Origin of the sequence: Prevotella amnii CRIS 21A-A, assembly GCF_000177355.1 — a bacterium.
Classification (GTDB): Bacteria; Bacteroidota; Bacteroidia; order Bacteroidales; family Bacteroidaceae; genus Prevotella; species Prevotella amnii.
Window position 1 is genome coordinate 1 of the sequence record NZ_ADFQ01000036.1, and the last position, 21,447, is coordinate 21,447.

Sequence of the window (21,447 nt, forward strand, 5' to 3'; positions counted from 1 at the left end):
CTATAAACTTTTCGATGTTGTTAATTATATAAAAGAATAGTAGGGACTTTTATAAAGTAGGATTTTTTTAGAGTATAAAGTTTGGTTCATGGGAAATGTAGTAACCTATATACTATATAATAAGGTGGAATATAAAACAATGTAAATAAACAAATAAAAGTTATTTATTGTTAATTATAAGTTTTCCTAAAATATTACTTATTAAAGGTAGGCGTCTATTAGAAATAAAGTTTGTACCTTTGCACTCTGAAATGGCGTAATGTTCTTTTTTAATTAAAGAGTAACGTTTTAATAGTCATAACAAGCTGATAATAAATAAAATAAATATATAAATAAAAATTAAAATTATGCCTACTATTTCACAGTTAGTAAGAAAGGGCAGAAAGGATATCGTAGATAAGAGCAAGTCGCCTGCTTTGGATAATTGTCCTCAGCGTCGTGGTGTTTGTGTTCGTGTCTATACGACTACTCCTAAGAAGCCTAATTCAGCAATGCGTAAGGTTGCTCGTGTGCGTTTAACAAATCAAAAGGAGGTTAACTCATACATTCCTGGAGAGGGGCACAACTTGCAAGAGCACTCTATCGTTCTTGTTCGTGGTGGTCGTGTAAAAGATCTCCCAGGTGTTCGTTATCATATTGTTCGTGGTACGCTTGATACCGCAGGTGTAGCTAATCGTACACAGCGTCGTTCTAAGTATGGAGCTAAGCGTCCAAAAGCTGCTAAAAAGTAATTTTTAGTATTTAAAATCTTAAAGCTAAGAGCTGGTAAAAGTCGGAGATGACTGATGGCTTGGTGCTTAAAATAAAAGAAATATAGTTAAGATAGTTTTGCTGGAGAATTGTTAATAACAAGGTTGAGTAAATGTTCTGGAGAGAACGTTGAAGAACGAAAATATTACGACAGCCTCCGCAGAATATAAAATTTTAAAAAAGAAAATGAGAAAAGCAAAACCAAAGAAGCGTATAATCCTTCCTGATCCAAAGTTTAATGATCAAAAGGTTTCTAAGTTTGTGAACCACTTAATGTATGATGGTAAGAAGAATACCTCTTACGAAATTTTTTACGATGCTCTTGATATAGTTGCTGGTAAGGTTAAAGACGAAGAGAAGTCTGCTCTTGAGATATGGAAGCAAGCTCTTGATAACATTACTCCACAAGTAGAGGTGAAGAGTCGCCGTGTAGGTGGTGCTACATTCCAAGTTCCTACCGAGATTCGTCCTGATCGTAAGGAGAGTGTGTCTATGAAGAATATGATCCTTTTTGCACGTAAGCGTGGCGGAAAGAGCATGGCAGAGAAGCTTGCAGCTGAAATTGTTGATGCTTTCAATAATCAGGGCGGTGCTTATAAACGTAAGGAAGATATGCATCGTATGGCAGAAGCTAACCGTGCGTTTGCTCATTTTAGATTTTAATCGAGTACTGATATTATAAAATAGGTAAAATAAAAAAATGGCTAATCGCGATTTACATTTAACTCGTAACATTGGCATCATGGCTCACATTGATGCTGGTAAGACGACTACTTCTGAACGTATCCTTTTCTATACAGGTAAAACTCATAAAATAGGTGAGGTGCATGATGGTGCTGCTACTATGGACTGGATGGCTCAGGAGCAAGAGCGTGGTATTACTATTACTTCTGCTGCTACAACCTGTAACTGGAATTATTTAGGTAATTCTTATAAGATCAACTTGATTGATACTCCGGGACACGTCGATTTTACTGCTGAGGTAGAACGTTCTCTACGTGTTCTTGATGGTGCTGTCGCTACTTATTCTGCTGCAGACGGTGTTCAGCCACAGTCAGAAACAGTATGGCGTCAGGCTGATAAATATAATGTACCACGTATAGGTTACGTTAATAAAATGGACCGTTCTGGTGCAGATTTCTTTGAGACAGTGGCTCAGATGAAAGATATTTTAGGCGCAAACCCTATAGCTATTCAGATTCCTATTGGTGCTGAAGAGAACTTTAAAGGTGTAGTAGACCTTATTAAAATGAAGGCTATCTTATGGCACGATGAAACTATGGGAGCAGAATATGATATAGAAGATATTCCTGCTGAGCTTGCTGATGAAGCTGCTGAATGGCGTGATAAATTGTTAGAGGGTGCAGCTAACTTTGATGATGAGTTGATGGAACTTTATCTAGAAGGTAAAGATATTCCTGAAGATAAAATTATCGCAGCTATTCGTAAAGGCTGTATAGCTATGGAATGTTGCCCTATGTTGCTTGGGTCTTCTTATAAGAATAAGGGTGTTCAGCCTTTACTTGACTATGTTTGTGCTTTCTTACCTTCTCCGTTAGATACTGTAGTCATAACAGGTACTAACCCTGATACTGAAGAGGAAGAAGAGCGCAAGGCAAGTGAATCTGAACCTACTGCAGCACTTGCATTCAAAATTGCTACCGACCCATTTATGGGGCGTTTAGTGTTCTTCCGCGTTTATTCTGGTAAGGTAGAAGCAGGCTCGTATGTTTATAACCCACGATCAGGGAAAAAAGAGCGTATAAGTCGTTTGTTCCAGATGAATTCTAACAAGGAAATACCTATGGATTCTATTGATGCTGGAGATATTGGTGCTGGTGTAGGTTTTAAAGATATTCGTACAGGTGATACTCTTTGTGATGAGAATGCACCTATAGTACTCGAATCTATGACTTTCCCTGATACTGTAATATCTATAGCTGTAGAACCAAAAAGCCAGGCAGATGTAGCTAAGCTTGATAATGGTCTTGCTAAACTTGCAGAAGAAGATCCTACATTTACTGTTCGTACTGATGAGCAGAGTGGTCAGACTATTATATCAGGAATGGGTGAGCTTCATTTGGATATTATTATAGACCGTTTGAAGCGTGAGTTTAAGGTAGAGTGTAATCAAGGCAAGCCACAAGTGAACTATAAGGAGGCTATTACAAAGGCTGCACAGAGTCGCGAAACTTATAAGAAGCAGTCTGGAGGTCGTGGTAAGTTTGCTTGTATCGATGTTACTATAGAGCCTAAGGATGAAGACTTTGAGGGCGATTTACAGTTTATCAACGTTGTTAAAGGTGGTAATGTTCCTAAGGAGTTTATTCCTTCTGTAGAAAAAGGATTCAGAGATTGCCTATCAAATGGTGTTCTTGGTGGCTTCCCTCTTACAGGGCTTAAGGTTACTCTAACCGATGGTTCTTTCCACCCTGTAGACTCTGACCAGTTATCTTTTGAGCTTGTTGCTCATCAAGCATTTAAAGTATTAGCACCTAAAGCAGGACCTGTGCTGATGGAACCTATAATGAAGGTAGAAGTTGTTACTCCTGAAGAAAACATGGGAGATGTTATAGGCGACTTGAACAAGCGTAGAGGTTTAGTGCAAGGTATGGAAGAAGCTCGTAGCGGTGCTCGTATTGTTAAAGCTATGGTTCCATTGTCAGAGATGTTTGGTTATGTAACAGCTTTACGTACTATAACTTCAGGTCGTGCTACCTCTTCTATGGAGTATGATCACCATTCTCCTGTTTCGGCTAATCTTGCTAAAGAAATCTTAGATGAGCTGAAAGGTAATTCAGATTTAGTGAAATAAACAATAAGTTATCCCCCTATAGCGAATGACTCTTATAGGGGGCATACTAATGTTCAGATATAAAAATAAAATTAAAATTAAAGAAAAAGATGAGTCAGAAGATTCGTATCAAGTTGAAATCTTACGATCACCAGTTGGTAGATAAGTCAGCAGAAAAGATCGTTAAAGCAGTTAAGGCAACAGGTGCCTTGGTTAGTGGTCCTATTCCATTGCCAACACATAAGCGTATTTATACAGTTAATCGCTCTACCTTCGTTAATAAGAAGTCTCGTGAGCAATTTCAGTTATCAAGTTTTAAGCGTTTAATCGATATTTATAGCTCTACAGCTAAAACTGTTGATGCTTTAATGAAACTGGAGCTACCTTCAGGAGTTGAAGTTGAGATAAAGGTATAGGATAGTACTTTAAATAAAGAAAATTTTTATTATATTAAATATTAAATTGAAATGCCAGGATTATTAGGAAAGAAAATCGGAATGACATCCGTTTTCAGTGCCGACGGTAAGAATGTACCGTGCACTGTTATCGAAGCTGGTCCTTGTGTTGTAACCCAGGTTAAAACTGTAGAAAAAGATGGTTACAAGGCTGTTCAGTTAGGTTTCGGCGAGGCAAAAGAGAAGAGAACTTCTAAGCCTTTGCAGGGACATTTTAAGAAAGCCGGCACAACACCAAAGAAGCACTTGGCCGAGTTCAAGTTTGACGAGGAGTATAACCTCGGCGACACCATTACTGTTGAATTATTTAACGACACAAAGTATGTAGATGTTGTTGGTACTTCTAAGGGTAAGGGGTTCCAAGGCGTTGTTAAACGTCATGGTTTCGGTGGTGTAGGTCAGTCTACTCACGGTCAGGACGACCGTGCACGTAAGCCGGGATCTATTGGTGCTTGTTCTTATCCAGCTAAAGTTTTTAAGGGTATGCGCATGGGAGGCCAAATGGGTGGCGATCGTGTTACAACTCAAAATTTACAAGTGTTAAAGGTTATTCCAGAACACAATATACTTCTTGTAAAAGGGAGTGTTGCTGGATGCAATGGTTCAACCGTAATAATTGAAAAATAATGGATATTAACGTATTAGATATCAAAGGTCAGGAGACCGGCCGTAAGGTAACTCTTAACGAGAATATCTTCGGTATTGAACCAAATAATCATGTTCTTTATCTTGCTGTTAAGCAATATTTAGCAGCTCAGCGACAAGGCACTGCTAAGTCGAAGGAAAGAAGCGAACATGCTGGTTCTACTCGTAAACTTGGGCGTCAGAAGGGTGGCGGCGGAGCTCGTCGTGGTGATATAAACTCACCAGTACTTGTTGGTGGAGGTCGTGTGTTTGGACCTAAACCACGTGACTATAGCTTCAAGTTGAATAAGAAAGTAAAAGTTCTTGCCCGTAAATCAGCCTTGTCTTATAAGGCACAGGAGAATGCTGTTGTTGTTGTAGAAGATTTCAAGCTAGATACTCCAAAGACAAAAGATTTTGTAAATATTACTAAAAATCTTAAAGTTGATGGCAAGAAAGTACTTTTAGTTTTGCCAGAAGCAGAAAAAAATGTATATTTGTCAGCTCGCAATTTGAAGAAGTCTGAAGTAATGATAGCAGCACAGCTTAATTCGTATAAAGTACTTAATGCAGATGTGCTTGTTATTACGGAGAATTCTTTAAAAGTGATAGACGGAATCTTAACCAAGTAAAATTAGGAGACAGCAGCAATTATGGGATTTATTATTAAACCAATGGTCACCGAGAAGATGACTAAGATTACAGACAAGTCTTCTGAAAGTAAGAAGTTTAGTACTCGTAGCGAAAAAATCGGAAAGGCTCATAACGCAGAGAAGGAAGTTCGTAGTTATGTTGTTAAGACAAAAGCTAAGCCTGAAGGCGTAAAAAAAGAGAAGGTTGTGTATACTTATGAAAAGGAAGCACATGCTAAGTACGGTTTTATTTGTAAGCCTGAGGCTAATAAGCTTGAGATTAAGAAGGAAATTGAAAGTCTGTATAACGTTAAGGTAATTGACGTAAATACAGTGCGTTATGCTGGTAAGCGACAGGCGCGCTATACAAAGGCAGGTCTTGTAAAAGGACAGAAGAACGCATATAAGAAGGCGATCGTCACTTTGAAGTCTGGCGATACTATTGATTTTTACAGCAATATTTAAATAAAAAATGGCAGTACGTAAATTAAAACCGGTAACTCCGGGTCAAAGACACAAGATTATTGGCACGTTCGAGGATATTACTGCATCCGTGCCAGAGAAGTCTCTCGTTTACGGTAAACGTTCTACTGGTGGTAGAAATAACACTGGAAAGATGACAGTTCGCTACATAGGCGGTGGTCATAAAAAGAAGTATCGTTTTATTGATTTTAAGCGAGAGAAGGATGGTGTTCCAGCTGTAGTTAAGACAATCGAGTATGATCCTAACAGATCTGCTCGAATTGCGCTGTTATACTATGCTGATGGTGAAAAACGTTACATTATTGCTCCTAACGGTTTGCAGGTTGGTGCTACTTTGATGTCAGGTGCTCAAGCAGCTCCTGAAGTAGGTAACTCTCTACCTCTTGCTAATATTCCTGTTGGTACGGTAATTCATAATATAGAGTTACGTCCAGGTCAGGGTGCTTTATTAGTCCGTTCGGCAGGTAACTTTGCTCAGCTTACTTCTCGTGAAGGTAATTATTGTGTTATCAAGCTACCTTCTGGCGAAACTCGTCAGATCTTATCTGCTTGTAAAGCTACTGTAGGAAGTGTAGGAAATTCTGATCATGCGTTGGAGCAGTCTGGTAAGGCTGGTCGCTCACGTTGGTTGGGTCGTCGTCCTCACAACCGTGGTGTTGTTATGAACCCTGTAGATCACCCAATGGGTGGTGGTGAAGGTCGTCAGTCTGGTGGTCATCCACGTTCTCGTAAGGGCTTGTATGCTAAGGGTCTCAAGACTCGTGCACCAAAGAAGCTTTCAAACAAGTACATTATTGAGAGAGCTAATAAGAAGTAAACTAAGTAATTAAGAGTAAGTTATGAGTCGTTCATTAAAAAAAGGTCCATACATTAACGTGTCTCTCGAGAAAAAGATTCTCGCTATGAATGAGAGTGGCAAGCAAAATGTAGTTAAGACTTGGGCTAGAGCATCAATGATTTCCCCTGATTTTGTGGGACATACTGTTGCTGTACACAACGGAAATAAATTTATCCCTGTTTATATTACTGAGAATATGGTAGGTCATAAGCTCGGCGAGTTTAGTCCTACACGCCGTTTTGGTGGTCATTCAGGTAATAAGCGTTAAGCAGGTCATATTATCCATTTAGAAAATAGAATAATATAAATAATGGGAGCAAGAAAACATATAAAGGCTGAAGCTCGTAAAGAAGCTTTAAAAAGCCAGTATTTTGCAAAGCTCAAGGACTGTCCTTCTTCTCCGCGTAAGATGCGCTATGTTGTTGACATGGTACGTGGAATGGAAGTTGATCGTGCCCTTGGTGTGCTAAGATTCTCAAAGAAGGCTGCTGCACAAAATGTAGAGAAATTACTACGTTCTGCAATTGCTAACTGGGAAAATAAAAATGACCGCAAAGCTGAAGACGGTGAACTTTATATCTCTAAGATCTTCGTAGATGGAGGTGTTACAATGAAGCGCATGCGTCCTGCACCACAGGGCCGTGGCTATAGAATTCGTAAACGTTCTAACCACGTCACACTTTTCGTTGATTCGAAGGCTGACGCTAATAATGATAAATAAATAGTATAATGGGACAGAAAGTTAATCCAATTAGCAATCGTTTGGGGATAATCCGCGGTTGGGAATCAAATTGGTTCGGTGGCAAAAATTTTGGAGAAAGCCTTGTAGAAGATCGTAAAATACGGGCTTATTTAAATAAGCGTCTTGAAAAGGCAAGTATTTCTCGTATTGCTATTGAACGTACCTTGAAGCTCGTTACCATTACTATTTGTACAGCTCGTCCAGGTATCGTTATTGGTAAAGGTGGTCAAGATGTAGATAAGTTAAAGGAAGAGTTGAAGAACCTTTTTAAGAAGGAAATTCAAATTAATATTTTTGAGGTCAAGAAACCTGATCTAGACGCAAATATAGTTGGAAACAATATAGCTCGTCAGGTAGAAGGAAAGATCGCTTATCGTCGTGCAATCAAGATGGCTATTGCAAATGTGATGCGTGCTGGAGCCGAAGGTGTTAAGGTTCAAATAGCAGGTCGTCTTAATGGTGCTGAAATGGCACGTAAGGAGATGTTTAAGGAAGGTCGTACACCTTTACATACTCTCCGCGCAGACATCGATTACTGTGCTACAGAAGCTCTTACTAAAGTAGGGCTTTTGGGAATTAAGGTTTGGATTTGCCGAGGTGAAGTTTATAACAAGGTAGAGCTTACACCTAACTTTACACAAGACAAGACATCTGCTCGTTCTAATAAGGGGAACGGAAATGGTCGCTCTGGTAGAGGTAATCGCAGAAGAAACAATAATCGTTAAAAGTAAAAGCTATCATGTTACAGCCAAAAAGAGTAAAATATAGAAGACCTCAAGATGGACGTGGAAATAAAGGAAACGCTCACAGAGGTACACAATTGGCTTTCGGATCATTTGGTATCAAAACGCTTGAAGCTAAATGGATCGATAGTCGTCAGATAGAGGCAGCTCGTGTAGCGATAAATCGTTACATGAACCGTCAAGGTCAAGTCTGGATACGTATTTTCCCTGACAAACCTATTACTCGTAAGCCTGCTGATGTGCGTATGGGTAAAGGTAAGGGTGATCCTGCAGGATGGGTTGCACCTGTTACTCCAGGGCGTGTCCTCTTTGAAGTAGAAGGTGTAGGTTTTGATATAGCTAAAGAGGCTCTTCGTCTCGCAGCACAAAAACTACCTGTAAAGACAAAGTTTATTGTTAGACGTGATTTCGATAAAAACGCTTAAGAAAGATGAAGATTAAAGAAGTAAAAGAACTCGAAACCAGTGAGTTGGTTGAGAAGCTAAAGAATGCTGAGGTTGCTCTTGTTAAAATGAAGATTAATCATCAGGTTACTCCACTTGAGAATCCATCTCAAATTAAGGTTGCTCGTCGTGATATAGCACGTATGAAGACAGAACTCCGTCAAAGGGAACTTAATAAATAACAATGATCCAGATGGAAACAAGAAATTTAAGAAAAGTAAGACAGGGTGTGGTTATCAGTAACAAAATGGATAAGACCATAGTTGTTGCTGCTAAGTTTAAAGAAAAGCATCCTATATATGGTAAGTTTGTTCAAAAGACAAAGAAATACCATGCTCATGACGAGAAAAATGAGGCAAATGTCGGTGATACCGTAATGGTTATGGAAACTCGTCCTCTTTCTAAAACAAAGAGATGGAGATTAGTTCAAATTATTGAAAAAGCTAAGTAATTATGATACAAGTAGAATCAAAACTTACAGTATGTGATAATAGCGGTGCTCGTGAAGCAAAGTGTATTCGTGTGCTAGGTGGTACTCGCCGTCGTTATGCAAGTGTTGGTGACGTTATCGTAGTTGCTGTACAAAACGTCATTCCATCAAGTGAATTGAAAAAAGGTGCAGTTTCAAAGGCTTTGATAGTACGCACTAAGAAGGAAATTCGTCGTGCTGATGGTTCATATATTCGTTTCGATGATAACGCATGTGTGTTATTAAATAATGCAGGTGAAATTCGTGGAAGTCGTATTTTCGGACCAGTTGCTCGTGAATTACGTGCAGTTAATATGAAAGTTGTTTCATTAGCACCTGAGGTTCTTTAATTTATAAATTGAAAAGAAAATGGCAAAATTTCATATAAAGAAAGACGATCAGGTAATTGTCCTAGCTGGTAGAGATAAAGGTAAAACAGGCAAGGTGCTTAAAGTTGTTACAGACAAAGAACGTGCTATTGTTGAGGGTGTTAATATTGTCTCAAAGAGCTCTAAGCCTTCTGCTGCTAATCCACAAGGAGGAATTGTTAAGCAGGAAGCTCCAATTCATATCTCCAATTTAAATCTTATAGATCCTAAGAGCGGTAAGGCTACACGTGTTAAGATCGAACGTGAAGGTAAAACAGTTAAGCGTATCGCAAAAAAATCTGGGGAGGAAATTAAATGATGAATACAGCTCAATTAAAGAAACAGTATAAGGAACAAATAGTTCCAGCACTTCAGAAGCAGTTTAACTATTCTTCTGTTATGCAAGTTCCTGTATTGAAGAAAATAGTTATTAATCAAGGTCTTGGCGATGCTACTCAGGATAAGAAAATTATAGAAGTAGCTATTAATGAGATAACTACGATAACTGGTCAGAAGGCTATTGCTACTTACTCGAAGAAAGATATTGCTAATTTCAAACTTCGTAAGAAGATGCCTATCGGTGTAATGGTAACTTTACGTCGTGAACGTATGTACGAATTTTTAGAAAAGTTAGTACGTGTGTCATTACCTCGTATTCGTGACTTCAAAGGTATTGAAAGCAAATTTGACGGTCGTGGAAATTATACTCTCGGTATAACTGAGCAGATTATTTTCCCAGAGATTAATATCGATCAGGTAGATCGTATCCAAGGATTGAACATTACTTTTGTAACTTCTGCTAAAACAGATGAAGAAGGTTTTGCTCTATTAAAAGGTTTCGGTCTTCCTTTTAAGAATGCTAAAAACGATTAATTGATATGGCAAAAGAATCAATGAAAGCGCGTGAGATAAAGCGTGCTAAACTAGTTGCTCGTTACGCAGAAAAGCGCAAGACCCTAAAAAAGATTGTTGCGACTTCTAACGACCCAGAGGAGGCATATGAGGCTGCACGTAAGTTGCAGGCTATTCCTAAGAATGCTAATCCAATACGTTTACATAATCGTTGTAAAATAACTGGTCGTCCAAAGGGGTATATTCGTCAGTTTGGTCTTTCTCGTATTCAGTTCCGTGAGATGGCTTCACAAGGCTTAATACCAGGAGTTAAGAAAGCAAGTTGGTAATTTAGATATATTTATTATGATTGGCGAAATGTAATGTTAATATTACTTTTGCTAATCATTTTGAAAAGTATTCTTTAATATTGTCGGGGTAGTCCCGATTAATTAAAATTTTATATATTATGACAGATCCAATAGCAGATTATCTGACTAGACTCAGAAATGCAATTATGGCACATCATCGTGTCGTTGAAGTTCCTGCGTCAAATTTAAAGAAATCTATTACAAAGATTCTCTTTGAAAAGGGTTACATCTTGAATTATAAGTTCATAGAAGATGGTCCTCAAGGCACTATCAAGGTAGCCTTAAAGTATGATCCTATAACAAAGAAGAGCGCAATTAAAAATTTGAAGCGCGTTTCTACACCAGGTTTACGTAAGTATACTGGTTATAAGGATATGCCGAGAGTTATTAATGGACTAGGTATAGCTATAATATCTACGTCTAAGGGTGTAATGACTAATAAAGAAGCTGCTACCGAGAAGATTGGTGGTGAAGTTCTTTGTTATATTTATTAATTGGAGGTTTGTATTATGTCAAGAATAGGAAAATTACCAATTAGTATTCCTGCAGGAGTTACAGTAACCTTTAATGATGGTGTAGTTGTAGTGAAAGGTCCTAAAGGGGAGCTATCACAGAAAGTAGATGCATCTATTAAAGTATCTATAAGTGATAAAGAGGTTAGCTTTGAAGTAGATGAAAATAGCCCTGTTAACTACAAGCAGAAGCAAGCCTTTCATGGTTTGTATCGTTCTTTGGTGAACAATATGGTAATAGGTGTTAGTCAAGGTTATTCTAAAACGTTGGAGCTTGTAGGTGTTGGTTATCGTGTTTCTAACCAAGGTAACATAGTAGAATTTTCTTTGGGTTATACACATCCAATTTTCATTCAGCTTCCAGCTGAGATTAAGGTTGAAACAAAGAGTGAGCGTAACCAAAACCCTATTATTACCTTAGAAACAGCAGATAAGCAGTTGCTAGGTCTTGTTTGTGCAAAGATCCGTTCTTTCCGTATGCCTGAACCATATAAAGGTAAGGGTATATTATTCAAGGGTGAGGTTATTCGCAGAAAGTCTGGTAAGACTGCTGCAGCTAAGTAACTTTAATTATTCATTACGATTATGACAACAAAGAAAGAACAAAGAAGGCTTAAGATAAAGCTACGCATTCGAAAGAATGTAACAGGTAGCGCAGAGCGTCCACGCTTGAGTGTTTTTCGTAGTAACAAGCAAATTTATGCTCAGGTAATTAATGACCTGAATGGTACAACTCTTGCTTCTGCTTCGTCATTGGGCATGGAGAAATTAGCTAAAATAGAACAAGCTAAAAAAGTAGGTGAATTAGTAGCTGCACATGCTAAGGCTGCAGGTATTGAGAAAGTAGTTTTTGACCGTAACGGTTATCTATATCACGGACGTGTTCAGGCTTTAGCTGAAGCTGCACGTGAAGGAGGACTTAAATTCTAAACGATTATGGCATTTAATAAAGTAAAAGTAAATAGTGATGTTGAACTTAAGGATCGCTTGGTTGCTATTAACCGTGTAACTAAGGTTACCAAAGGTGGTCGTACTTTCACATTTGCAGCTATCGTCGTTGTAGGTGACGGTAATGGCGTTATAGGTTGGGGATTAGGTAAGGCAGGTGAAGTTACAGCTGCTATTCAGAAGGGAACAGATTCTGCTAAAAAGAATTTAGTGAAGGTTCCTGTTTTGAAAGGGACCGTTCCTCATGAGGTAGAAACTCGTTTTAGTGGTGCTCAGGTTTTATTGAAGCCAGCTGCAGCAGGTACTGGTTTGAAAGCTGGTGGTGCTATGCGTGCTGTATTGGAGAGCGCAGGTATTACTGACGTTATAGCCAAATCAAAAGGATCATCAAATCCTCACAATTTAGTTAAGGCAACTATTGCAGCTCTTTCAGAGATGCGTGATGCTTATACAGTTGCGGGTGAGCGAGGTGTTAGTATGGATAAAGTATTTAACGGTTAAATAAAGGAGATTTTTAATAATGGCAACAATTAAGGTAAAGCAAATTAAGAGTCGAATAGGTGCTCCTAAAGATCAAAAAGCCACATTGCTAGCTTTAGGTCTCCGCAAGATTTCACAAGTTATAGAAATAGAAGATACACCAAGTGCACGTGGAATGATTGCAAAGGTTCATCATTTGGTATCAGTAGTTGATTAATTATTTTTTAACGATTAAATTAGTATGAAATTAAATAATTTAACACCAGCAGCAGGCTCTACACACACACGTCGGCGTCTTGGACGTGGTACAGGTTCTGGATTAGGAGGCACTTCTACTCGTGGTCATAAAGGAGCTAAAGCTCGTTCTGGTTATAAGAGAAAGATAGGCTTTGAAGGTGGTCAGATGCCATTACAGCGTCGTGTTCCAAAAGGTGGTTTTAAAAATATTAACCATAAGGAATATGTACCTGTAAATCTTTCTACTCTTCAGAGTTTAGCAGAAAAGTCTAATTTGACAAAGATTAGTTTAGTAGATCTTAAAGCTGCAGGCTTAGTTCGTAACAAAGATCTCGTAAAGATACTTGGTACAGGTGAGTTAAAGGCTAAACTAGAAGTTGAAGCTAATGCGTTCTCTAAAACTGCTGAAGAGGCTATCAAGGCAGTAGGTGGTAATACAACTATAATCTAAGTAGATGAAGAAGTTTATTGAGACACTGAAGAACTGTTGGAAGGTGGAAGATTTGCGTCAGCGTCTTCTTATCACCATTTTGTTCGCAGCAATTTACCGTTTTGGATCATTTGTGGTTCTTCCTGGTATTAATCCAGCATTATTGCAAAAATTACAGTCGCAGACTGCAGGTGGCTTAATGTCGCTTTTGGACATGTTCTCAGGTGGTGCATTTTCCCATGCGTCTATATTCGCATTAGGAATAATGCCTTATATCTCAGCTTCTATCGTTATGCAGCTTCTTGCCGTTGCTGTTCCTTATTTTCAAAAGTTACAGCGTGAGGGCGAAAGTGGAACAAAGAAAATAAATTGGTATACACGTGCCTTGACAGTATTTATTTTACTGTTTCAGGCACCTATGTATCTAACTAACCTGAGAGCACAAGCAGCAGGAGCAGTTGCTTCTGGTATTTCTTGGACGGCATTCGCAATACCAGCTACTATTATTTTAGCAGCTGGTTCAATGTTTATTCTTTGGTTAGGTGAGCGTATTACAGATAAAGGTGTGGGCAATGGTGTCTCTTTAATCATTATGTTGGGTATCATAGCACGTCTACCGCAAGCGTTTTTTCAAGAGCTAACAAGCCGCTTTGAGGCTATAACAGGTGGTGGATTCGTTATGTTTATTGTAGAGATAATTGTTCTATATCTTGTAGTATGTGCTGCGATTCTTTTAGTCCAAGGGACAAGACAAGTTCCTGTGCAATACGCAAAGAAGGTTGTAGGAAATAAGCAATATGGTGGTGCGCGTCAGTATATACCTTTAAAATTGTTTGCTGCAAATGTAATGCCTATCATCTTTGCTCAAGCATTGATGTTTATTCCTTTAGCAGTAGTACAATATTCGACTGATAGTTCTAGTTCTGTACTTCAGGCGATGATGAACACTAAGAGCCTGCCATATAATATTGTTTATGTTATTCTGATTATTGCATTTACTTATTTTTATACAGCAATTACATTAAATCCAACCCAAATGGCAGAGGACATGAAACGTAATAATGGTTTTATACCAGGAGTTCGTCCAGGCAAGGAAACTGCAGATTATATAGAGACTATAATGTCTCGTATCACTTTCCCAGGTTCCTTATTTATAGCCTTTATTGCTGTTATGCCAGCTTTTGCAGGGTTACTTAATGTTCAGGATGCTTTTGGACAATTTTTTGGCGGAACATCATTATTGATTCTTGTTGGAGTTGTTATTGATACTTTACAGCAGATAGAATCTCATTTGATGATGCGTCATTATGATGGTCTATTAAATTCTGGTCATACACGTAATGGTGTATCAGCCTATTAAATTCTTTGTCTTAAAAATAGATTCTAAAAAGATATAATATAAATATTAAATTAGTGCTAGTCATTTATTTGTCTGTATGAGTTAAATTTATTATATGTCAAATTAGAAAATAAAAACAGAGTTATTAATATATATGGCAAAGCAAACTGCAATAGAACAGGATGGTATAATCCTAGAAGCACTTTCCAACGCAATGTTTCGTGTAGAGTTAGAGAATGGTGTAGAAATCATTGCTCATATCTCTGGAAAGATGAGAATGCATTACATTAAGATTTTACCCGGTGATAAGATTAAGGTAGAAATGAGTCCTTATGATTTAACAAAGGGTAGAATTGTTTTCAGATACAAATAAATATCAAAGATATGAAGACAAGAGCATCATTAAAAAAGCGTACAGCCGACTGCAAGATAGTTCGTCGTAAAGGTCGCTTGTTCGTTATTAACAAGAAAAACCCTAAGTTTAAGATGCGTCAGGGTTAAGTTAAAAATATGTAAAGGTATGTTATTGTGCTAAATAATACTTACCTTTGCATGATTTTTATCGTAAATAGACATTTAAATTAATTAATTATTTAACAATGGCAATAAGAATTGTTGGAGTAGATTTGCCCCAAAATAAGCGTGGCGAAATCGCATTGACCTACATTTATGGTATAGGTCGAAGTAGTTCAGCAAAGATATTGGATAAAGCTGGTATCAGCCGAGACCTTAAGGTGAGTGAGTGGTCTGATGAGCAAGCAGCTAAGATCCGTGAGATTATCGGTGCTGAATTCAAAGTAGAAGGTGATCTTCGTTCAGAGATCCAAATGAATATAAAGCGCCTAATGGATATTGGTTGCTATCGTGGTGTTAGGCATCGTAACGGTCTTCCTGTTCGCGGTCAGAGTACAAAAAATAATGCTCGTACTCGTAAGGGTAAAAAGAAGACTGTTGCTAACAAGAAGAAGGCTACTAAGTAATTTTAAGGAGGAAATTAATTATGGCAAAAAAAACAGCAACATCTAAGAAAAGAAGTGTAAGAGTAGATGCTATGGGACAGCTTCACGTGCATAGCTCTTTTAATAATATTATAGTATCTTTGGCAAATAATGAAGGTCAGATTATTTCTTGGTCTTCTGCAGGCAAGATGGGATTCCGTGGTTCTAAGAAGAATACTCCTTATGCAGCTCAAATGGCAGCAGAGGATTGTGCAAAAGCAGCTTTTGACTTAGGTTTACGTAAGGTTAAAGCGTTTGTTAAAGGTCCAGGTAATGGTCGTGAGAGTGCAATCCGAGCAGTAAATGCTGCGGGTATTATAGTTACAGAAATAGTAGATGTAACCCCTTTACCACATAATGGTTGTCGTCCACCAAAGCGTCGTCGTGTATAATAACATCTTATAAAAGTTTAAAGAAAAAAATATGGCAAGATATATAGGTCCAAAATCTAGAATAGCACGCCGTTTTGGTGAGCCAATTTTCGGCGCAGATAAGGTATTGTCTAAGAGAAATTTTCCTCCTGGGCAACATGGTAATAACCGTCGTCGTAAGGTTTCAGAATACGGTGCTCAGCTAGCAGAAAAGCAAAAAGCAAAATATACTTATGGCGTTTTAGAACGTCAGTTCCGCAATCTATTTGAGAAGGCTGCTAAATCTGAAGGTATTACTGGTGAAGTTCTTCTTCAGAGTTTAGAATCACGTCTTGATAATGTTGTTTTCCGTCTTGGTATTGCTCCTACAAGAGCAGCTGCACGTCAGTTAGTAGGGCATAAGCATATTACAGTTAATGGTAATGTTGTGAATATTGCTTCTTACTGTGTTAAGACAGGTGATGTCGTTGGTGTACGTGAGAAAGCTAAATCCCTTGAGGTTATTGAAGCAGCTTTAGCAGGATTTAACCATAGTAAGTATCCTTGGCTGGAGTGGGATGAAAATGCAAAGGCTGGTAAGTTTCTTCACAGACCAGACCGTGCAGATATTCCAGAGAATATTAAAGAGCAGTTGATCGTTGAGTTGTACTCTAAATAATTAAAAATCATTCAATTAATGGCGATATTAGCATTTCAAAAACCTGACAAAGTTGTGATGCTGGAGGCAAATGAGACTTTCGGAAAATTCGAATTTCGTCCTTTAGAGCCTGGCTTTGGTGTTACTATAGGTAACGCTTTACGTCGCATCCTCCTTTCATCTCTAGAAGGTTTTGCAATAAATACCATTCGTATAGCTGGTGTTGAGCATGAATTTTCTTCTGTACCAGGTGTAAAGGAAGATGTTACCAACATCATATTGAATCTAAAACAGGTTAGATTCAGGCAAGTAGTAGAAGAATTCGAGAATGAGAAAGTTAGTATAACTGTAGAGAATTCCACGGAGTTTAAAGCAGGTGATATCAGCAATTATCTGACTGGATTTGAAGTGTTAAACCCTGATTTGGTGATTTGTCATTTAGACTCAAAGGCATCTATGCAAATTGATCTTACCATCAATAAAGGGCGAGGTTATGTTCCTGCAGATGAAAATCGTGAGTTTTGCACAGATGTTAATGTACTCCCAATCGATTCAATATACACTCCTATACGTAATGTAAAATACTCTGTAGAACCGTATCGTGTAGAACAGAAGACGGATTATGATAAACTGATCATTGAAGTTACTACGGATGGTTCCATTCCTCCAAAAGAAGCTTTAAAGGAAGCAGCTAAAACTCTTATACATCACTTTATGTTGTTTTCAGATGAGAAGATTACGTTAGAATCTCCTGATCAAGAGAATAATCAAGAATTTGATGAAGAAGTTTTGCATATGCGTCAGTTATTGAAGACAAAGCTTACAGATGCAACATTGAATTTAAGTGTTCGTGCGCTTAATTGTTTAAAAGCAGCTGATGTTGAAACATTAGGCGATTTGGTTCAATATAATAAGACAGATCTTTTAAAGTTCCGTAATTTTGGTAAGAAATCGCTTTCAGAGCTTGATGATTTGCTCGAAGGTCTGAATCTATCGTTTGGAACTGATATTACAAAATATAAATTGGATAAAGAATAAGATGCTTCCTTTAATTTTTCGATTATATTTATTATAAAAGTAAAATAGAAGTCAGTTCTTATAGTTTATTCATAATGAGAATTAAAAATGAGACATAATAAAAAATTTAATCATTTAGGTCGTACTGCTCCTCATCGTGCAGCATTGTTATCAAATCTTGCAATTGCATTGATCGAGCACAAAAGAATCACTACGACTTTAGCAAAAGCTAAGGCTCTAAAGAAATTTGTAGAGCCATTAATAACACGTTCTAAAGAAGATACAACTAATTCGCGTCGTGTAGTCTTCCGCTATTTACAGAATAAGGAGGCAGTGACAGAATTATTTAAGAATATTTCTGTAAAGGTAGGTGATCGCCCTGGTGGTTATACTCGTGTTATTAAGTTGGGAACTCGTCAAGGAGATGCTGCAGAGATGGCTTTTATAGAGCTTGTTGATTTTGATGAGAATATGGCTAAAACTCTTAAAACAGAAGTTAAGAAGACTCGTCGTAGTCGTCGTTCTACAAAAAAAGTTGAGTCAGAAACTTCTGATAATGTAGCAACATCAGAAGAAACAAAGGCAGAATAATCAAGTTCATTTATAAAACATGTTATAAGAGGATATGTCAAATATGCATATCCTCTTTTTTTTGTAGAGTTTTGACTTTTTGTGGTCAGTCCTAAAATCCTGTTGCGAGTCTTCGATACTGTCATTAAAAGTGTGTGAGCTATTCTTCTTTTTTATCCTTTCTATTTCCATTTTCGTTTATATTCTTCCAGCTTTTATACTGGTATATTTTCTTTTTATAAGCATTTTTTGTTTCTTCCATTGCCATTGTGATTCCAAGAAAATATAACAGCTTGTGCTGATGGCATGGATGTTCTCATATTGATAGTCCTTTTATACTTTCTGTTGAGTCTTTTAATCCAGTTAGTCGTATATATACACCTTTGCACTTCTTTTGGGAAGTCCATATATGTGAAGTATGCCATATTTCTTTCTGTCTTGTATTTCTTAAGGGTTGGATACTTCTTTTCCCATCTATCAACAAAAGTAACAAAATGTTCGTATCCCCACAAGGAATCCACACTATCATCTTCCATACGAAAGACTTCTGAAAGTTCACTGGCTATGGCGGGTTTGTCCTTGTGGGCAACACTATTGATAATCTGACGCTTGAGGTGTGCTACACAAAATTGATGTGCGGCACATGGGAAAGCGGCACAGACGGCGTTCTCTATGCCTGTTAGTGCATCAGAGATAACCCGGTCTATTTCCTTAACTCCTCTATCTTCTAGAGTATCAAGCTCGTCTTTCCAGCATAGGGCACCCTCAGTGGGATGGTTGACTACTGAAAGCACCTCCCTGCTACCATCCTCAAGTATGCCCAATATCGTATAATAAGCTTCTTTTGACACCTGTCTGTCCCTACGTGTGGAGATGAATGTTGCATCGATATAGACTGCCAGATAGTGAGAGGAAAGATTACGGCAAAGCCATTTCTCAACATCATCACGACAACTATTTGCCAAATAGGAAACCTGTTGTTTGCTGTAGGAACGACCATAGACACACTCAGAGACCTCGCCTATCTGTTCTGTTGTGAGCCCCTTAGTATAAAGAAGGATGAATAGACGTGCGCGCTCCTCGCTTTCGTTACGTATCAATCCAAGAAGGACAGGGTAGAAATTACCACTACGGCTACGGGGAATGCGAAGAGAAAACTCAAAGCCATGACTATACCAGCGACGGCTACGAAAGCCATTGCATTGTTCATCTTTGTTCTCACTGACGAATAATTCACGCTCGTGAAACATCAATGAATTCATGATTAAAGACTGAAGAGTTACAAAACCCTCACTACTGCTTGTGTAATTAGAAATAATTTCCGAAATTTGTAATTGTGTAAGTTCCATTTCTTATCTTATTTTATATTTCAAATACAAAGATAATAAAAATATGGGCTTACACTCTTTTATAGGACAGTACCAAATAATACGTTTATATAGGTGATATGAATTAAAATTAGCTTATTTGTGAAAGGCAATTAAAAGATTTCCTTGAATATTATTATATTTCTATTATTAAAAACAATTAGTGAACATAATACAACTTATATATTAAATGAATAAACGAATTTCTATCATAGTTGTTTCCTTGTTTTTATCTGTGGGTTTATACGCACAGAGGCATTTTGTGCTGTGGGATAAAGTAAATGATATTCCTGTAGGCAGGGCAAGTGTCTATACAACTTATCAAGGGAAAGTGAAAAGCACATTCAGTGACCAACAGGGTCGCGTGAACTTGGATTTTACCTTTGATAGTCTTACAGTCTCACATGTTAACTATCAGAAAATATGCGTGAAAATGTTACCTGATACGCTGTTTTTGGAACAGACTATACGAATGCTTTCGGAGATTGTGGTGAATTATGTAGGAGAGCCAGTTTGGATTAAACCTATGCTGAAGAATTTTATCAAGACTAAAGCAGAAAAATATAGAAATAATGTAGTGCAAAATTATGACTATAAGACACAAAGTGTCGGTAATACAGAGTTGTACCGTTTTGTGAGTAAAGGATTAGTTAGAAAGAACGAATTCTTTGAAATTGATCCCGTGGAGAATATTATCACCTTTAAAGATCATAATGCTGGGTGTGATTTCGGCAATCTTAAAAATATGCTTTATCATGATTTTGTTTCTGATATGGACGAGAAATTCGTAAAGGAACATACATTTTATTTAGATGAGCAGAAGGAAGGATTGGGGACTAATGTAGTGAGAATCCTATTCAAGTCAAAAAAAGAATGGAAGGACTCGGGCTATTTATGTATAGATACGATAAGGAATGTCATACTCAGGGCTAAACGATCTACAGGGTTAGAGTATAATATTAAGAATCAAACAAATGCCTTTGTGCGTTCTACGATTAATGTATTCTATGGACATAAGTATAAAGACTGGCAGATAGACGTGGAGGTGGAATATCAGCAATCAGGAGATTCTTTTTATCTAAGTGGTTGCCAATATGCCAATTATATACAGGAAAAATTTGATAGCAAGAAAAGGAGAGGAGAGTATATTTACAATGTTATATCCACTTATAAAGCACAGCCTTATCAGGAAGGATCTGCAGGCGATAAGAGAACTTATCTTATACTACCCAAGCCTTTTGCAATGAAGATTATAATGAGTAAAAAGGAAACGAAACAAGAGGAAATGCTGCAAAATATAAAGAAGGAATATCAAATTTATTGAAAAGCTATAATCTGACAATTTCAGTGAATTTGTTTAAACTTACAGCTGGAAAAGGTGGTATCTTGTTTTTGCTAAAATGATGGTAAAAGGGAATTAGCATGTTTTTGTTTTTTATTTTTCCTATAGGAGCAAAATAGTAATCTGCTATTTGATTAGTTAGTCCACCCTTAAAAGCCTAATATTCATCTGATTCATAGTATATTATGCTATAAATTATTTGCAAATATCTGCAAGTTTTTGTACCTTTACATTATAATTCTTGCAGATATTTATGCTTAAACGTACATCCAAACAGCTCTCTTTGTTCTCTTCTTTAGAGGACATGCTTAGTCATCAACATCCCCTTTTCCAACTTAGTAATAAGATTAATTGGGAGTGTTTTGAAAATGCTTTTTCTCCATTGTATTGCAATACTAATGGTCGCCCGGCTCATCCTATTCGCCTGATGTGTGGTCTTTTAATCTTAAAACATTTGCGTAATGTTTCAGATGAAATGGTGGTTTCTCAATGGAGTGAGAATGCTTACTATCAATATTTTTGTGGTGGACTTGAATTTATGCCCAAACAACCCTGTGACGCTTCCGAGTTAGTTCACTTCAGAAATCGTATCGGTGAAAAAGGTATGGAATTAATATTAGCAGAGAGTATCCGCGTTAATACCGACCATGATAACT

34 protein-coding genes and 1 pseudogene are annotated in these 21,447 nt (G+C 37.5%); 34 read left to right on the forward strand and 1 reads right to left on the reverse strand.

Going from position 1 to position 21,447, the window contains the following annotated elements; translation table 11 throughout:
- Positions 1-347 precede the first annotated feature (347 nt).
- The 32 genes from rpsL (at position 348) to rplQ (ending at position 18,103) form a co-directional block, all read left to right on the forward strand.
- On the forward strand, positions 348-731 hold the full coding sequence (rpsL, locus tag HMPREF9018_RS03575) for a 30S ribosomal protein S12 (protein ID WP_004335835.1): 384 nt from the start codon (positions 348-350) through the stop codon (positions 729-731).
- A 205-nt stretch (positions 732-936) separates the two neighbouring features.
- Positions 937-1,413, forward strand: a complete 477-nt coding sequence (gene rpsG, locus HMPREF9018_RS03580; RefSeq protein WP_008448289.1) for a 30S ribosomal protein S7 — start codon at positions 937-939, stop codon at positions 1,411-1,413.
- 37 nt (positions 1,414-1,450) lie between these two features.
- Positions 1,451-3,565: an elongation factor G gene (gene fusA / locus HMPREF9018_RS03585; RefSeq protein ID WP_008448272.1), complete on the forward strand. Its 2,115-nt coding sequence runs from the start codon at positions 1,451-1,453 to the stop codon at positions 3,563-3,565.
- 89 nt (positions 3,566-3,654) lie between these two features.
- Positions 3,655-3,960, forward strand: a complete 306-nt coding sequence (rpsJ, locus tag HMPREF9018_RS03590; protein WP_008448278.1) for a 30S ribosomal protein S10 — start codon at positions 3,655-3,657, stop codon at positions 3,958-3,960.
- 51 nt (positions 3,961-4,011) lie between these two features.
- Complete coding sequence (gene rplC, locus HMPREF9018_RS03595; RefSeq protein WP_008448336.1) at positions 4,012-4,626, forward strand: 50S ribosomal protein L3; 615 nt, start codon at positions 4,012-4,014, stop codon at positions 4,624-4,626.
- Positions 4,626-5,255 (forward strand): 50S ribosomal protein L4, encoded by a 630-nt coding sequence (gene rplD, locus HMPREF9018_RS03600; RefSeq protein WP_008448323.1) that lies wholly within the window; start codon positions 4,626-4,628, stop codon positions 5,253-5,255. The genes rplC and rplD overlap by 1 nt, the downstream gene beginning before the upstream one ends.
- Before the next feature lie 21 nt (positions 5,256-5,276).
- Positions 5,277-5,720, forward strand: a complete 444-nt coding sequence (rplW, locus tag HMPREF9018_RS03605; RefSeq protein ID WP_008448287.1) for a 50S ribosomal protein L23 — start codon at positions 5,277-5,279, stop codon at positions 5,718-5,720.
- 7 nt (positions 5,721-5,727) lie between these two features.
- A complete protein-coding gene (gene rplB, locus HMPREF9018_RS03610; RefSeq protein WP_008448275.1) occupies positions 5,728-6,555 on the forward strand; it encodes a 50S ribosomal protein L2 in 828 nt (275 codons plus the stop codon).
- A 22-nt stretch (positions 6,556-6,577) separates the two neighbouring features.
- Positions 6,578-6,844: a 30S ribosomal protein S19 gene (gene rpsS / locus HMPREF9018_RS03615; protein ID WP_004335814.1), complete on the forward strand. Its 267-nt coding sequence runs from the start codon at positions 6,578-6,580 to the stop codon at positions 6,842-6,844.
- Between the two features lie 42 nt (positions 6,845-6,886).
- Positions 6,887-7,297 carry a 50S ribosomal protein L22 gene (rplV, locus tag HMPREF9018_RS03620; RefSeq protein WP_008448267.1) on the forward strand — a complete coding sequence of 137 codons (411 nt, stop codon included), beginning with the start codon at positions 6,887-6,889 and terminating at the stop codon, positions 7,295-7,297.
- A gap of 8 nt (positions 7,298-7,305) precedes the next feature.
- Positions 7,306-8,043, forward strand: coding sequence for a 30S ribosomal protein S3 (gene rpsC, locus HMPREF9018_RS03625; RefSeq protein WP_008448273.1), 738 nt, complete (start codon positions 7,306-7,308; stop codon positions 8,041-8,043).
- A 14-nt stretch (positions 8,044-8,057) separates the two neighbouring features.
- Positions 8,058-8,486, forward strand: a complete 429-nt coding sequence (gene rplP, locus HMPREF9018_RS03630; protein WP_008448314.1) for a 50S ribosomal protein L16 — start codon at positions 8,058-8,060, stop codon at positions 8,484-8,486.
- Positions 8,487-8,491: 5 nt separating this feature from the next.
- Entirely contained in the window at positions 8,492-8,686 is a 195-nt protein-coding gene (rpmC, locus tag HMPREF9018_RS03635) for a 50S ribosomal protein L29 (protein ID WP_008448280.1), read from the forward strand.
- A gap of 2 nt (positions 8,687-8,688) precedes the next feature.
- Positions 8,689-8,955, forward strand: coding sequence for a 30S ribosomal protein S17 (rpsQ, locus tag HMPREF9018_RS03640; RefSeq protein ID WP_019035879.1), 267 nt, complete (start codon positions 8,689-8,691; stop codon positions 8,953-8,955).
- Positions 8,956-8,957: 2 nt separating this feature from the next.
- Entirely contained in the window at positions 8,958-9,323 is a 366-nt protein-coding gene (gene rplN / locus HMPREF9018_RS03645) for a 50S ribosomal protein L14 (RefSeq protein ID WP_004335794.1), read from the forward strand.
- Positions 9,324-9,342: 19 nt separating this feature from the next.
- Entirely contained in the window at positions 9,343-9,660 is a 318-nt protein-coding gene (gene rplX / locus HMPREF9018_RS03650; RefSeq protein ID WP_008448305.1) for a 50S ribosomal protein L24, read from the forward strand.
- Positions 9,660-10,214: a 50S ribosomal protein L5 gene (gene rplE, locus HMPREF9018_RS03655; protein WP_019035880.1), complete on the forward strand. Its 555-nt coding sequence runs from the start codon at positions 9,660-9,662 to the stop codon at positions 10,212-10,214. Before rplX ends, rplE begins: the two co-directional genes overlap by 1 nt.
- A gap of 5 nt (positions 10,215-10,219) precedes the next feature.
- Entirely contained in the window at positions 10,220-10,522 is a 303-nt protein-coding gene (gene rpsN / locus HMPREF9018_RS03660; RefSeq protein ID WP_008448326.1) for a 30S ribosomal protein S14, read from the forward strand.
- Positions 10,523-10,641: 119 nt separating this feature from the next.
- Positions 10,642-11,037, forward strand: coding sequence for a 30S ribosomal protein S8 (gene rpsH, locus HMPREF9018_RS03665; protein ID WP_008448315.1), 396 nt, complete (start codon positions 10,642-10,644; stop codon positions 11,035-11,037).
- A 15-nt stretch (positions 11,038-11,052) separates the two neighbouring features.
- Positions 11,053-11,619, forward strand: coding sequence for a 50S ribosomal protein L6 (rplF, locus tag HMPREF9018_RS03670; RefSeq protein ID WP_008448271.1), 567 nt, complete (start codon positions 11,053-11,055; stop codon positions 11,617-11,619).
- Between the two features lie 21 nt (positions 11,620-11,640).
- Positions 11,641-11,985, forward strand: a complete 345-nt coding sequence (gene rplR, locus HMPREF9018_RS03675; RefSeq protein ID WP_008448265.1) for a 50S ribosomal protein L18 — start codon at positions 11,641-11,643, stop codon at positions 11,983-11,985.
- 6 nt (positions 11,986-11,991) lie between these two features.
- A complete protein-coding gene (gene rpsE, locus HMPREF9018_RS03680; protein WP_008448282.1) occupies positions 11,992-12,504 on the forward strand; it encodes a 30S ribosomal protein S5 in 513 nt (170 codons plus the stop codon).
- A gap of 19 nt (positions 12,505-12,523) precedes the next feature.
- Positions 12,524-12,700: a 50S ribosomal protein L30 gene (gene rpmD, locus HMPREF9018_RS03685; protein ID WP_008448268.1), complete on the forward strand. Its 177-nt coding sequence runs from the start codon at positions 12,524-12,526 to the stop codon at positions 12,698-12,700.
- A 24-nt stretch (positions 12,701-12,724) separates the two neighbouring features.
- Positions 12,725-13,171, forward strand: a complete 447-nt coding sequence (gene rplO / locus HMPREF9018_RS03690; RefSeq protein WP_008448332.1) for a 50S ribosomal protein L15 — start codon at positions 12,725-12,727, stop codon at positions 13,169-13,171.
- A 4-nt stretch (positions 13,172-13,175) separates the two neighbouring features.
- Positions 13,176-14,510 carry a preprotein translocase subunit SecY gene (gene secY / locus HMPREF9018_RS03695; protein WP_008448317.1) on the forward strand — a complete coding sequence of 445 codons (1,335 nt, stop codon included), beginning with the start codon at positions 13,176-13,178 and terminating at the stop codon, positions 14,508-14,510.
- A gap of 133 nt (positions 14,511-14,643) precedes the next feature.
- Positions 14,644-14,862, forward strand: coding sequence for a translation initiation factor IF-1 (infA, locus tag HMPREF9018_RS03700; RefSeq protein ID WP_008448263.1), 219 nt, complete (start codon positions 14,644-14,646; stop codon positions 14,860-14,862).
- An 11-nt stretch (positions 14,863-14,873) separates the two neighbouring features.
- A complete protein-coding gene (rpmJ, locus tag HMPREF9018_RS03705; RefSeq protein ID WP_004352823.1) occupies positions 14,874-14,990 on the forward strand; it encodes a 50S ribosomal protein L36 in 117 nt (38 codons plus the stop codon).
- 98 nt (positions 14,991-15,088) lie between these two features.
- On the forward strand, positions 15,089-15,469 hold the full coding sequence (gene rpsM / locus HMPREF9018_RS03710) for a 30S ribosomal protein S13 (RefSeq protein WP_008448269.1): 381 nt from the start codon (positions 15,089-15,091) through the stop codon (positions 15,467-15,469).
- A 20-nt stretch (positions 15,470-15,489) separates the two neighbouring features.
- Positions 15,490-15,879 (forward strand): 30S ribosomal protein S11, encoded by a 390-nt coding sequence (gene rpsK, locus HMPREF9018_RS03715; protein ID WP_008448330.1) that lies wholly within the window; start codon positions 15,490-15,492, stop codon positions 15,877-15,879.
- A 31-nt stretch (positions 15,880-15,910) separates the two neighbouring features.
- On the forward strand, positions 15,911-16,516 hold the full coding sequence (gene rpsD, locus HMPREF9018_RS03720; RefSeq protein WP_008448319.1) for a 30S ribosomal protein S4: 606 nt from the start codon (positions 15,911-15,913) through the stop codon (positions 16,514-16,516).
- Positions 16,517-16,534: 18 nt separating this feature from the next.
- Positions 16,535-17,533, forward strand: a complete 999-nt coding sequence (locus HMPREF9018_RS03725; protein WP_008448321.1) for a DNA-directed RNA polymerase subunit alpha — start codon at positions 16,535-16,537, stop codon at positions 17,531-17,533.
- An 87-nt stretch (positions 17,534-17,620) separates the two neighbouring features.
- A complete protein-coding gene (gene rplQ / locus HMPREF9018_RS03730; RefSeq protein ID WP_008448334.1) occupies positions 17,621-18,103 on the forward strand; it encodes a 50S ribosomal protein L17 in 483 nt (160 codons plus the stop codon).
- 139 nt (positions 18,104-18,242) lie between these two features.
- On the opposite strand, the pseudogene HMPREF9018_RS03735 reads toward rplQ, so the two are convergent.
- Positions 18,243-19,431, reverse strand: a pseudogene (locus HMPREF9018_RS03735) (IS256 family transposase).
- Positions 19,432-19,639: 208 nt separating this feature from the next.
- On the opposite strand from HMPREF9018_RS03735, the gene HMPREF9018_RS03740 reads away from it, so the two are divergent.
- The gene (locus HMPREF9018_RS03740; RefSeq protein ID WP_008448276.1) at positions 19,640-20,773 is read left to right on the forward strand and encodes a hypothetical protein; all 1,134 of its coding nucleotides are present in this window, start codon (positions 19,640-19,642) and stop codon (positions 20,771-20,773) included.
- A 271-nt stretch (positions 20,774-21,044) separates the two neighbouring features.
- Positions 21,045-21,447, forward strand: a 403-nt coding sequence (locus tag HMPREF9018_RS03745; RefSeq protein ID WP_008448325.1) for an IS5 family transposase, incomplete at its 3' end; no start/stop codon positions are given.